This window comes from Flexivirga sp. (genome assembly GCF_035551235.1).
Lineage (GTDB): Bacteria > Actinomycetota > Actinomycetes > Actinomycetales > Dermatophilaceae > Flexivirga.
In genome coordinates, this window is the sequence record NZ_DASZNO010000032.1 from 17,062 (window position 1) to 29,275 (window position 12,214).

A 12,214-nucleotide genomic window follows, 5' to 3' on the forward strand; every position below is an offset into this window, starting at 1 on the left:
CGGCCGCATCATTCGAAGGAGCCACGCAGATGAAGATCGGAGTCCCCACCGAGGTGAAGGCAGGCGAGCACCGGGTGGGCATCACCCCGGTCGGCGTCCACGAACTCGTCCGCAACGGCCACGAGGTGCTCGTGCAGCGCGGCGCGGGGGAGGGCAGCTCGATCACCGATGACGACTACGTCGCCGAGGGCGCCACCATCGTCGATGCCGCCGACGATGTCTGGGGTGACGCCGAGCTGGTGATGAAGGTCAAGGAGCCGATCGCCGAGGAATACCACCGGCTGCGCGAGGACCTGACCCTCTTCACCTATCTGCATTTGGCCGCGGACGAGAGGCTGACCCGCGAGCTGATGCGGACCAAGGTCACCGGGATCGCTTACGAGACAGTGCAATTGCCGTCCGGGATGCTTCCGCTGCTCTACCCGATGAGTGAGGTCGCCGGCTGCCTCGCGCCGCAGGTCGGGGCGCATTCGTTGCTGAAGGCACAAGGCGGTGCCGGGGTGCTGATGGGCGGTGTCGGTGGCGTCGCCAGCGCTAAGGTCGTCGTGCTCGGTGCCGGTGTCACCGGTCAGAACGCCGCCAACATCGCCCTCGGCATGGGCGCCGACGTGACGGTGCTGGACACCGATCTGGAGAAGTTGCGAATGACGTTCTGGCGCTACGACAATCGGGTCCGGCAGATCGCCAGCTCGACACTCGCGGTGCGCGAGCAGGTGCTCGGTGCCGACCTGGTCATCGGGTCGGTGCTGATCCCCGGCGCCCGTGCGCCGAAGCTGGTCACCAACGAGATGGTCGCGAACATGAAGCCCGGCTCGGTCCTGGTCGACATCGCGGTCGACCAGGGCGGCTGTTTCGAGGACACGCACCCCACGACCCACGACGACCCGACCTTCCAGGTGCACGGCAGCACGTTCTACTGCGTTGCGAACATGCCTGGTGCAGTGCCGAATACGTCCACCTGGGCGCTCACCAACGCCACGCTCCCGTATGTCGTGCGGCTGGCCAACGAGGGCTGGCGCGACGCGCTGCGAGCCGACCCGGCGCTGGGCCTCGGTCTCAACACGTATGCCGGCCACATCGTCTGTGAGCCGGTCGCGCAAGCCCACGGCCTCGAATACGTCGATCCTGCAACGGCGTTCGCGTAGCAGGTGGATCCAGCACTTCGACTGCATCCAGCATGGTGGATGTCCCACCTCATGTCTTCGCGTGGATTAGCGTTACCCTCATGGCGATATCTCTGCGCGATCGCGGCTGGCAGCTATTCGACGAGATCGTCGATTCGGCGCCGCTTGCCGGTGAAAATCCATGGACCCGTGTCGGAGACGATGAACTGTTTATCCCCGATTACGCGACCCTGGAACGCCTGCTCGGCGTACCGGTGTACCTTTCCGCAACATCGCAATCTGGTGTGCCCGCGCTTGCACTGGACGTCTGGGTTTCATACGAATTGCGCCGTGCTGGCTTTGATGGTGACAGGGTATGGCCGCGGGCGAGCGAGCCCCGTGTCATGCCGTACGAAGTCACGCAGTTTATTGCGGGTCTCCCTGTCAAGCTTCGCAGTCAGCTCGCCGACCGAGTCAGAGGTGGCAAGGTCGTCGGGGCTGCGAAGAGCGCGAATCTCCTCGGCAAGAACTACGTGAAACAAGTCGACGTCGTGATGAGTTCATGGGCGACAGGACCGGAACTCATGATCTCCACCAAGCGGATGGATTCGTCATTCGGAAAGAATGCGGCCAACCGCGTCGAAGAGAGTTACGGCGACGCGAAGAATCTGCGGCTACGTCATCCGCAAGCGGCGCTCGGTTTCGTGTACGCGCTGAGCGCGATTTCCCTTGTCACCGAACGAGATACAGCTCTTTGGCTGATCGACTTGCTGCAGAAGCTGGGGCGAGAAGATGACGCGTACGACGCGGTGGCGCTGGTGATGCCCGATCTCGCCGGTGAGCAGGAGCCGACCGGGGCTGAAGAGCCCGAACCTGCCGGACCGCTCGAAGCAGGGGCGGTCGATGACGACGAGTCCGAGTTACCGGTGTCGAGCGAACCTCCCGCGGATCGTCTGGAAGATGTCGTGCCAGTGAGTCTCTATACGGGAGAAATTCCCAATGCCTTGGACCCCGGCCGTTTCTTTGCAGTCATGTGCGCGCGAGTACTCGACAACTCGCCGATCAACTTCCACACGGAAGCTCGCAGACGTCGAGCAAATCCGGTGACCGGCCCGCGCTGACCGAGATCACTTCGATCGGGACCGGGCGATGCGCCGGTCGTGGAGTGCCAGACGCCCAGCGCGCAGCGTCCTGAGCGTCGCGTCGTCGATATCGCCGAGGACCACGGTGTCGACGAGCTCTATCGCGTCGAAGAGCCGACCCGCGGCGAGCAGATCGCGCACTCTCCTGCGTATCTGGCGCAGGTCCGGAACACAGTCACGGATGTGTGCCATCGATGGAACCGGCCATGTGTCCGCTTCGCGTGGCTCCATCTTGAGCACGCCTCCGCCATAGGACCTGCCGACTAACTCGGCACCCAACAGCGTCACCGAGTTGAGTGCAGCGAGCGGGAGCATGTCCTTGCCAATCGCTCGTCGTCCCTGCGCGAAGTACACCCCGTGAACCGAGTTGAGGTGGTGGGCGGCCACAGGGTTGCCGATCAGCCGAGGTGTGTCGGCGTTCATATAGGTCAGCAGCAAGTGGGCCGGCGGTTGGTAGGGAACGCGCCACCACGGCGAACGGACCCGGCATTTGTAGGCTTCATCGACGCCGCGCTTCTCGCCTTCACGAATGTATGCCCACGCGGCGCGCGACGGTTCGCCGGCGGGGCGGAACAGCCACGTCGCAAGCCCGTCCCGACCCAGCGTGTCCAACCCCCGCAGACTGAGCACGCGACGCAGGTGACGGCTGCCCGGCGGCGACAGCGGCAGGAGGTCGTGCTGCGTCAGGCCGCGGGCCGCCACCTCGGCGCTCGTCAGGGTGAAAAAATCGTTGTTACCAGTGACCATTCCGAGAGTGGTGTCACCCCAGCTCTGGAGCGGCTCGAAGAGGTCGCCCGTGAGGATATCGGCGTACGCCGCTCCGGCTTCGGGATCGACGAGCGCAAGCGACCAGCGTCCGCCGGCCTGTGGTCTCCATCGCCGCACGTCGGCTTCAACAAGACCGACGAGGGCGGCCCCGTTGCGGGCGTGCAGCAACTCACAGTGGTCGGTAGGGCCGAGGCCTCGGCCGTCCGCCATGAGGAGCACGACATCCTCCATGACACCAGGGAACACCCGCTCGGTGAACAAGACCAGCCGCACGCTGGAGAACTCCCGCATGAGGAAATCGCGGATCGGAGCCGCATAGTTGACGCTCAAGATTTCGGCAGGCAAGACGAGGCCTAACCGTCCTCCGGTTTTGACATTGAGACCGGAATGCACCGTGAATGCTGCCCAGCTCGATGCGAGATTTGTCAGCGCAACGCCTGCCCTGAGCGCAGCGCGCTTGGCGGCTGCCCTTGCCGCACCGGAAAAATCCTGGTAGCGCACGTATGGAGGATTGCCGATTACTGCGTCATACCGTGGTTCTGGCTCGGCGAGCAAAAAGTCGCCGACAGCAACGCGCACGTCGGCGCCGCTCGCTGCGAGCAGCGCTTCGGCGCGCTGTGCGGACGCCAAATGTATATCGGCGCCAGTCAACTGTGCGCCCAACCGGCCGACGGCTCCGAGCGCTCGGAGCCGCTCAGCCGCGGGCAGGAGGAAAGCCGCCTCACCACACGATGGCTCGAGCACGGTGTCGGCCGCGTCGCGAACGGCCCACCGCGTGACGTATTCAGCGACCTCTGGAGGGGTGAAGAACGCTCCTCGTGCCTTCCGCAGCAGATCGGTATCGGAGTCGGTCAACGTCACGTGACCTATCGTGTACCAACGGACCGACAACCGGCGAATCGAATCGCCGCGTCCGGTCCAATAGAGACGAGTTCCGTTGGAATCGTGAGCCGTTGCTGCAGGGAAACGTACCGAAACGGTCGTCTGAGGCGCCAACCGCGACCTCTTTCCTCTGTCGGCCTCAGCAGCGACTGGAGTCAGACTCTGCGGTCGCAAGATGCCTGTGACGGCTCGTGTGTCGGATGCTTCGTATGACGTTCCACGGTTGCGACAGTCGGCGCTGTGTATCGCAGGACCGGTACTAGTGCGTTAGCCCGCGAACGCCAGCGCGATGAGGCCGAGCGCCGGCAGCATGCCCTGGGTGGCGGCGGCGCGTGCCTTCGATCGATCACTCGCGACGAGCACGAGCGCGGCACCCACCATCGAGCCGGCACCCGCGACGGCGAGGGCGACCGATGCGTCGTGCGCGCCGGCACGCAGCGCCATGGCCACGAGGACGACGATCGCGAGGAAAAGGTTGTAGAAGCCCTGGTTGAACGCCAACGGCTTTGTCTGCTCTGCCTGTTCGGCGCTCACACCGAACGTGGCACGGGTTCGCGGCGCCGTCCACGCGAACGACTCGAGCCAGAAGATGTAGACGTGCAGCACGGCAGCAAGCACGAGCAGCACGGACGCCACGAAGACCATGGCCGCAGCCTACGGGCGGCGAGCAACGAAAGCGGTGCTTGAAGCGCCCTTGTCGGTGTGCAAGATTCGACGTGGTGCGGGCGGGGTGTCACGCATCGTGCAGGAGGGGGAGATCATGCGCAGGGGACTCACGGCGGCCGTGGCCGCAGCAGCGATCGTCGGACTGGCCGGCTGCCAGAACACGGGTGCAACGGGCACGTCGTCCGCGGCGCCGTCGCACGGCTCGGCGGGTCCGACAGGAGCATCCGGATCGGCATCCGCGTCGAGCGCGACGTCCGACACGACCGATGCGGCGACGACGGCGTCATACCCGCTGGCGCGCTCGCACCCGAAGCCGGACAGCTACTACCCGCAGCACGGAGTGCCCTACCTCGACACGCTGCACTATCAGCTCGACCTCGACTGGCAGCCGAGGAGCAAGCGGCTGTCCGGGACCGCGACGATCGCCTTCCGCGTCACCACGGACCGCCGGACCGTGCGCCTGGAGCTGGGCTCGCCGCTGAAGGTCAGCAAGGTCGTGCTCGACGGCAGGACCGTGACCTCCAGCCGCTCTGGCAACGACGTCATCTTCAAAACACCTGGCATCAAAGCGAACTCGAAGCATACGGTCGCCATCACGTATGCCGGAAGGCCGGCTCTCATCCAGGAGCCCGCGCAGCGGAGCGATGTGCAGAAGGACGGTTTCCACATCGGCAGGAACGGCCAGGTCTGGGCGTTCCAGGAGCCGTTCGGCGCGTTCACCTGGTATCCCACGAGCGATCAGCCGGCCGACAAGGCCTATTACGACGCGCGACTCACCGCGCATGACGGGCAGAAGGGCGTGTTCAACGGTCAGGTCACCTCCACGACGGTGACAGGTCAGGACACGACGACATGGTTCCACCTGGACAAGCCGGCGTCGTCATACCTGACGACGATCGCGTTCGGGAAGTACAAGCACGAGGTCGCCACGGGTCCGCACGGTCTGCCGATCAACTACTGGTACGCCAATCCGAATGCTCCGACCCTGAAGCTCGCGCGCAAGACGCCCCAGTACCTCAAGTGGATCGAGAAGTTGCTCGGTCCCTACCCGTTCGCCAGTGCCGGTTACCTTCTGGTTCCTGGAAATTCGGGGATGGAGACGCAGACCCTTCCGACGTTCAGCGAAGCACTCTCGAAGCCGACGCTGGCCGACTCGGAAGGTGACATCGTGCACGAGCTGGTCCATCAGTGGTTCGGCGACGAGATCACGCCGAGCGACTGGAAGGACATGTGGCTCAACGAAAGCCTGACCATGTATGTCGAATTCCGGTACTACGAGATGGCCCACCTGCCGATGTCATGGGGCACCTACGTGGAGATGCAGGCTGACGGCGATCAGCTCTTGCGCGACACCCAGGGCCCTCCGGGTGCGTACCGGAAGAACGACTTCGGCGACCTGAACGTCTACCTGTCCGGTGCGCTCATGCTGCACAACCTCGAAAAGGCTTATGGCAGAACGAATCTCGACGCTGCTCTCAAGGGCTGGCCGGCGACCGCGAAATACGGCAACAGCGACCGGACCAAATTCGCGGCCTACATGAGCAGGGCGCTCGGCCCGAAGGCCGGCCCCTACATCACCAACTGGCTGACCGCGAAGACGACACCGAAGCCGCTGCCCAAGCAGTCCTGACGGGCGCCAGGTCGGGTGTGCCCCGCCGGTCAGCCTTCGCCGGAGGAGTTCGCCATACCCTGCTGGATGGCGCCCATCACGGAGTCGTCGGCGAGGGTGGAGACGTCGCCGACCTCACGATGCTCGGCGACATCACGCAACAGGCGGCGCATGATCTTGCCGGAGCGCGTCTTCGGCAGCTCGGACACCACCATGATGCTGCGCGGCCGGGCGATGGCGCCGATCTCGGACGAGACGTGCCTGCGCAACTCGTCGATCACGTCGTCGCCGCCATCGGCACTGACGCCGGAGCGCAGGATCACGAACGCCACCACGGCCTGCCCGGTCGTCACGTCCGCGGCACCGACCACTGCGGCCTCGGCGACCTTCGGGTGCGAAACCAGCGCAGACTCGATCTCGGTCGTCGACAACCGGTGACCCGACACGTTCATCACGTCGTCCACGCGGCCGAGCACCCAGATGTCGCCGTCCTCGTCCTTCTTGGCGCCGTCCCCGGCGAAGTAGCTGCCCTTGAATCGGGACCAGTAGGTGTCGACATACCGCTCGTCGTCGCCCCAGATGGTGCGCAGCATCGCCGGCCACGGCTCCCTGATCACCAGATAACCACCCGAACCGTTCGGCACCGACGCGCCGGCATCGTCGACAACGTCCGCGACGACACCGGGCAGCGCGTTCATCGCCGAGCCGGGCTTGCCACTGGTCACACCCGGCAACGGGCTGATCATGATCATCCCTGTCTCGGTCTGCCACCACGTGTCGACCACGGGCGTCTTCCCGCCGCCGATCGTGTCGCGGTACCAGACATAGGCCTCCGGGTTGATCGGCTCACCGACGGACCCGATCAGCCGCAACGACGACAGGTCGTTCCGGGCCGGTATCTCCGCGCCGAACTTCATGAACATGCGGATCGCTGTCGGGGCGCAGTAGAGGATCGTCGCCTTGTACTTCTCGACGATCTCCCACCAGCGCCCGGGATGGGGTGTGTCGGGTGTGCCTTCGTACATGATCGACGTCGTGCCGTTCGCGAGCGGCCCGTAGACGATGTAGGAGTGTCCGGTCACCCAGCCGATGTCCGCCGCGGTCCAGTAGACGTCCGTCTCCGGCTTGATGTCGAAGACCGACCAGTGCGTGTATGACGTGCCGACCAGGTAACCGCCGGTGGTGTGCAGGATGCCCTTCGGCTTGCCGGTCGTGCCCGAGGTGTACATGACATAGAGCGGGTGCTCGGAGTCGAAGGCCTCGGGTGTGTGCTGTGTCGACTGCCTGCCGACGACGTCGTCCCACCACAGGTCGCGGCCGTCGGTCCACTCGACGTCCTGGCCGGTTCGCTTGACCACCAACACGTTTCGCACATCCGGGCATTCGGTCAGCGCCTCGTCGACGGCCGGTTTCAGCGCCGACGGCTTACCCTTGCGGTTGCCGCCGTCCGCCGTGATGACGATCCCGGCCTGGCAGTCGATGATCCGGTCGCGCAGCGCCGACGCCGAGAAGCCACCGAAGACCACGGTGTGCGGCGCGCCGATACGGGCGCAGGCCAGCATGGCCACGACGGCCTCGGGAATCATCGGCAGGTAGATCGCGACCCGATCACCGGTCCGGACGCCGAGCTCGATCAGTGCGTTCGCGGCCCGGCATACCTCGTCCTGCAACTGTGCGTAGGTGATCGTCCGGGTGTCGCCGGGCTCGCCTTCGAAGTAGTAGGCGACGCGGTCGCCGTTGCCCGCCTCCACATGGCGGTCCACGCAGTTGTATGCCGCGTTGAGCTTGCCGCCGACGAACCATTTCGCGAACGGCGGGTCCGTCCAGTCCAGGACCTGCTCGAACGGCTCGTCCCAGCTGAGTCGCTTGGCCTGTTCGGCCCAGAAGCCCAGCCGGTCGGCGTCAGCCGCGTCATACGCCTCGGCCGTGAGGTTGGCCGACGCGGCCAGGTCGGCCGGCGGGTCGAAGCGCCGGGTCTCGTGCAGCAGGTTGGACAAGGTGGTCTGCGCCATGGGTCTCTTCTCCGCGAGTGTCGAGGTGATGCGGCACACACGGTAGGGAGCCCGACGTTGCAGCAACGTTGCGTCAGGCCACGCCGCGGCTGACCGTCACTCGGCGCCGGTGCGGCGGGCGAGGAGGGTCGAGTCGTCGATGTCGATAGTCTTCCCGTCGCGCACGACCGAGCGGGGCCGCTGTTCGGCCACTATCACTTCGAAGCCGTCGGGCAGGCCGGCCACCAGCTCCTCGGCAACGAACATGGCCCGGCGTTTGCTCTCCGACAACTGCGTGAAGTGGGCGGCCGGGGAGTGGCCGACGACGAGCAGGTGACCACCCGGATTGACCGCCGAGGCGAAGCGTCCTACGGCGTCGACCATGCGACCGTCCGGCAGGTGCAGGAAGTGGCTGGTGACCAGGTCGTAGGAGCGACCGGCCGCGTCGAACTCGCGGGCATCCACCTGCCACCAGTCCGTGCGATCGTCGACGCCCGCCTCTTTCGCGTGCTGTGCCGCGCGAGCCAGTCCCTTCGCGGAGAAGTCCGCGCCGGTGACGTGCCATCCCTGCTGCGCCAGCCAGATGACGTCGCCGCCCTCACCGCAGCCGACGTCCAGGGCGCTGCCCGGCTTCAGCTTCGAGGCCTCGGTGACCAGTTGCGGGTTGGGATTGCCGCTCCAGACGGAGTCGTCGCCGTCATACCGGTCGTCCCAGGAGGCGACTTCGAAGAAGTCGGGCTCCGTGGCCGCGTGGTCGGTGGCGTCGTCGGTGGAGTGGTCGTGCGTGCGGGGTGTGTCGTCGGCGTGTGTGTGCATGCGCTCAGCGTCGCAAAGCGCCGGCGGAGCTGGCAAATGGCGTTGCCAAACTGGCAAATTCACGAGGTCGGGGCGACGGGTCGGCTGCGCCGAGCGGAGCCCGGCGCCGGGTCAGAGCAGGTGCGGCAGCGCCTTGACCAGCATGATGACACCGGTCACGGTCAGCAGGCCGAGGACCACGACGCTGAACACCGTCGCGTTCACGTGGCCGCCGCGTCGGATCGCTGTGCCGGCGACCAGGCCGACCAGGGTCACCAGCGCGATCACCGAGCCGAGCCAGAGCAGGTGCGGCGTCATCAGACCGTTCGCCAGCATCTGCCCGATCCGCTCCGCGAATACGAGCGTGAAGACCAGGCTCATCCCGCCGATGTACCGACGCGCATCCCGCTCGAAACTGTGCAGGTATGCCGGCAGCAACGGTCCCATGTTCACCGCGCCGAGCAGGATTCCCTCGACGACCCCGATCGTGCCCAGAGCAACCGGGTGTGCACTGCGTGCCGCCGGCTTGCCGCGGCGCAGGACCGACCATGCGACATACCCGAGCAGCAGGACTCCGATCGCCACGCTGAGCACGGGCTTAGCCGGCAGCCGGGTGAGCACGAACACGCCGATGGCCGACCCGACCAGGGCTGCGGCGACCAGCTGCCAGTACTGGCGCAGGTAGCGCCATCCGGTTCCCGTCTCACCGACCTGGAACAGATTCATCATCAACGCCGGAACGGCGAGGACGATCACCGCCACCGACGGGTCGATCAGGACTGCGGCCAGCGGTGTGGCGATCAGCGCATACCCGAATCCGGACAGCCCCTTCACCGCGCCCGCAATCACCGCGACAGCTAGGAAGATCACGAGCTGCGTCGTCGTGAAGCCCGCGTGCAGGCCGGCGGTGAGAGCACCGTGGCTGGTGCCGGGGAACAGTGCGACCGCCGGCACCAGCACGATGAGCAGGGCCAGGGCCATCACCGTCCGGCGGTAGTACGGCGACGGACTCGGCGCGGGGGCGATGGCGGTGGCAGTGGCGGCGGCTGGCCGTATCGGGGTCGAGACAGCCATGATCGAAAGATCGTCGTGCATGCAGTCCTCCATCGATCCTGGCATTAGCACCTTCGCCGGAACGGTGGGTTGCTGCAGCATTGACGAGCCAGGTCTCTGTGCTGCTCTTGATAGGTGCCGACAATTTACCAGGTCGGCGAGGCGCTACCCGTCGACGCTGCCCGCCGGGACCTGCTGCTCCCCGGACGGTGAGGGACGCGAAACCTGCTGATGCGGGTTGCGGAAGAACAGCGCCGCGGCGATCGCGAGGACGGCGATGGCGGCCGGCAGATAGATCGACTCACCCATCGATCGCGCGAAGCCTTCCGCGACCGCGGGCGGCAGGTGCACCTGGGTGTGGCCGCCGCGCGCGGCGGCCAGGTCACCGGCCGAGTTGCCGAGGTGGTGCGCAAGACGTGCCTGCATGACCGCCGCGATGGCGGCGCTGCCGATCACGGCGCCCATCTGCCGGGTCATGTTGTAGACCCCCGAGCCGGCGCCCGCGCGTTGCGGCGGCAGGGTGCGGGTCGCGGTCACCGAGATCGGCGACCACATGAAGCCGTTGGCGAAGCCGAGGACGACCAGCGGCAGGACCAGCTGCCAGGTGGGAGTGTCCGGACCGATCGCGGTCCCCAGCCAGAACAGCCCGACGGACAGGCAGGTCAACCCGAAGCCGGCGATGAGCCGCGGGTGATAGCGGTCGACCAGATGCCCCACCACCGGCGAGAGTATGGCGGCCAGCACCGCCATCGGCACGAAGAGCAGGCCGGACTCGATCGGCGACAACCCGCGCACGACCTGGGCGTAGATCATCATCGGCAGCGCGAACGACGTGATGACGAAACCGACGACACAGATCGCCACGTTGGCCAGGCTGAAGTTGCGGTCCTTGAACAGCACCAGTGGCACCAACGGGTCGACCTTCGTGCGCGACTGCCACCACACGAAGGCCGCCATCAGCACCAGCCCGACGACGATCAGGGCCGGCACGGAGACGAACTTCCACATCGTGCCCCAGTGGTAGGACTCGCCCTCCTGGATGCCGAACACCAGGCAGAAGAGACCGGCACCGCTGAGCGCGACACCGACCCAGTCGAAGCTGTGCGAGTGGACCTCCAGCGTGGGCACCAGCCACCACGCCAGCACGAAACCGATGACACCGACCGGGACGTTGACGTAGAAGATCCACTCCCAGCCCCAGCCCTCGGTGATGACGCCGCCGAGCACCGGCCCGACCAGCGTCGCCACGCCGGCGACCGCACCCCACAGGCTCATCGCCTGACCGCGCCGCTCGCCCGGGAAGGTGCGGGTGATCACCGACATCGTCTGTGGCGTCATCATCGCGGCGCCCAGGCCCTGCACGACGCGCGCCGCGATCAGCATGCCGATGCTGCCGGTCAGCCCGCACCACAACGAGGACAACGTGAAGACGGCCAGGCCGATCAGGTAGAGCCGGCGTGGCCCGAACCGGTCGCCCAACCGGCCGGTGACCAGCAGCGGCACGGCATACGCCAGCAGGTAGGCGCTGGTCACCCATACGGCGCTGTTGATGTCGGTGTGCAGGCCCTCCTGGATGGCGGGCGTCGCGACCGACACGATCGTCGAGTCGACCAGGATCATGAAGAACCCGACGCACAGCGCGATCAGCGCGCGCCACGGATTGACCTGCTGCAACTCCACTGGCGGTGTGTCCTTCGCGGTATGGCGGGGCCGGCCGGGGTCCGGTCCGGAGGAAGTCCCCAGCTTAGGTCGCCCGACCGACAACGAAGCGCCCTCCCGATATGCCGGGAGGGCGCTTGATTCGCTCGGGTCGATCAGACCGCGGGCGGCGGAGTCTGGCCCGGAGCGGGCGGATTGGGTGTGTCACCCGAAGCCGGCGGGATCGGGGTCTCACCGCTGCCGGCGTCGGGTCGCTGCTCGGCCAGCTTGTCCGCGCCCTTCAGTGCCGCGTCCTGCGCCTTCTCGAGCTTGTCGTGGTATTTGCCCTGTGTCTTCTCGTCGATCTTCGAGGTCAGCTTGCCGAGCATGCCGGCGAGCTTGTCGCGGTTGTCGTGCGCCATCTGCCCGGCCTTCGCCTTGGCCTGGTGGGCGGCGTCCTCGGCATTCTTCTTGAATTCGTCCTTGTTCGGCACGGTGGCCATCTCCTTGATCACTGGACCTTCAACTATTGATTCCCAACGCCGTCATTGCAAGATGCGTTCCGCC

At 66.3% G+C, this 12,214-nt stretch carries 10 protein-coding genes and 1 riboswitch; of the genes, 3 read left to right on the plus strand and 7 right to left on the minus strand.

Going from position 1 to position 12,214, the window contains the following annotated elements; all coding sequences use genetic code 11:
* Nucleotides 1-29: 29 nt before the first annotated feature.
* Both ald and VG502_RS11320 read left to right on the plus strand, forming a co-directional pair.
* Nucleotides 30-1,145: an alanine dehydrogenase gene (ald, locus tag VG502_RS11315; RefSeq protein ID WP_325550161.1), complete on the plus strand. Its 1,116-nt coding sequence runs from the start codon at nucleotides 30-32 to the stop codon at nucleotides 1,143-1,145.
* Between the two features lie 80 nt (nucleotides 1,146-1,225).
* Nucleotides 1,226-2,224, plus strand: a complete 999-nt coding sequence (locus tag VG502_RS11320) for a hypothetical protein (protein ID WP_325550162.1) — start codon at nucleotides 1,226-1,228, stop codon at nucleotides 2,222-2,224.
* A 6-nt stretch (nucleotides 2,225-2,230) separates the two neighbouring features.
* Here the strand turns inward: VG502_RS11320 and VG502_RS11325 are convergent, their stop codons facing one another.
* Nucleotides 2,231-3,874 carry an N-6 DNA methylase gene (locus VG502_RS11325; protein ID WP_325550163.1) on the minus strand — a complete coding sequence of 548 codons (1,644 nt, stop codon included), beginning with the start codon at nucleotides 3,872-3,874 and terminating at the stop codon, nucleotides 2,231-2,233.
* A 288-nt stretch (nucleotides 3,875-4,162) separates the two neighbouring features.
* Nucleotides 4,163-4,540, minus strand: coding sequence for a DUF1304 domain-containing protein (locus VG502_RS11330; protein ID WP_325550164.1), 378 nt, complete (start codon nucleotides 4,538-4,540; stop codon nucleotides 4,163-4,165).
* An 85-nt stretch (nucleotides 4,541-4,625) separates the two neighbouring features.
* Between VG502_RS11330 and VG502_RS11335 the strand changes: the two genes are divergently transcribed.
* Nucleotides 4,626-6,191 (plus strand): M1 family metallopeptidase, encoded by a 1,566-nt coding sequence (locus VG502_RS11335; RefSeq protein ID WP_325550165.1) that lies wholly within the window; start codon nucleotides 4,626-4,628, stop codon nucleotides 6,189-6,191.
* A gap of 29 nt (nucleotides 6,192-6,220) precedes the next feature.
* On the opposite strand, the gene acs is transcribed toward VG502_RS11335, so the two are convergent.
* The 5 genes from acs to VG502_RS11360 form a co-directional block, all read right to left on the minus strand.
* The gene (gene acs, locus VG502_RS11340; RefSeq protein WP_325550166.1) at nucleotides 6,221-8,182 is read right to left on the minus strand and encodes an acetate--CoA ligase; all 1,962 of its coding nucleotides are present in this window, start codon (nucleotides 8,180-8,182) and stop codon (nucleotides 6,221-6,223) included.
* 96 nt (nucleotides 8,183-8,278) lie between these two features.
* Nucleotides 8,279-8,977 carry a class I SAM-dependent methyltransferase gene (locus tag VG502_RS11345; RefSeq protein ID WP_325550167.1) on the minus strand — a complete coding sequence of 233 codons (699 nt, stop codon included), beginning with the start codon at nucleotides 8,975-8,977 and terminating at the stop codon, nucleotides 8,279-8,281.
* A gap of 111 nt (nucleotides 8,978-9,088) precedes the next feature.
* A complete protein-coding gene (locus tag VG502_RS11350) occupies nucleotides 9,089-10,051 on the minus strand; it encodes a sulfite exporter TauE/SafE family protein (protein WP_325550168.1) in 963 nt (320 codons plus the stop codon).
* Between the two features lie 5 nt (nucleotides 10,052-10,056).
* Nucleotides 10,057-10,147: riboswitch (SAM riboswitch) on the minus strand.
* Nucleotides 10,148-10,174: 27 nt separating this feature from the next.
* Complete coding sequence (locus VG502_RS11355) at nucleotides 10,175-11,629, minus strand: DHA2 family efflux MFS transporter permease subunit (protein ID WP_414655736.1); 1,455 nt, start codon at nucleotides 11,627-11,629, stop codon at nucleotides 10,175-10,177.
* Nucleotides 11,630-11,823: 194 nt separating this feature from the next.
* Nucleotides 11,824-12,141, minus strand: a complete 318-nt coding sequence (locus tag VG502_RS11360; RefSeq protein ID WP_325550169.1) for an antitoxin — start codon at nucleotides 12,139-12,141, stop codon at nucleotides 11,824-11,826.
* Nucleotides 12,142-12,214: the final 73 nt, after the last annotated feature.

What these genes read in the sequence shown, in the direction of transcription:
- VG502_RS11345 (WP_325550167.1), bottom strand. Translation starts at nt 8,977, where the DNA reads ATGCACACACACGCCGACGACACACCCCGCACGCACGACCACTCCACC.
- VG502_RS11320 (WP_325550162.1), top strand. Translation starts at nt 1,226, where the DNA reads ATGGCGATATCTCTGCGCGATCGCGGCTGGCAGCTATTCGACGAGATC.
- VG502_RS11350 (WP_325550168.1), bottom strand. Translation starts at nt 10,051, where the DNA reads ATGCACGACGATCTTTCGATCATGGCTGTCTCGACCCCGATACGGCCA.
- acs (WP_325550166.1), bottom strand. Translation starts at nt 8,182, where the DNA reads ATGGCGCAGACCACCTTGTCCAACCTGCTGCACGAGACCCGGCGCTTC.
- ald (WP_325550161.1), top strand. Translation starts at nt 30, where the DNA reads ATGAAGATCGGAGTCCCCACCGAGGTGAAGGCAGGCGAGCACCGGGTG.
- VG502_RS11330 (WP_325550164.1), bottom strand. Translation starts at nt 4,540, where the DNA reads ATGGTCTTCGTGGCGTCCGTGCTGCTCGTGCTTGCTGCCGTGCTGCAC.
- VG502_RS11355 (WP_414655736.1), bottom strand. Translation starts at nt 11,629, where the DNA reads ATGATCCTGGTCGACTCGACGATCGTGTCGGTCGCGACGCCCGCCATC.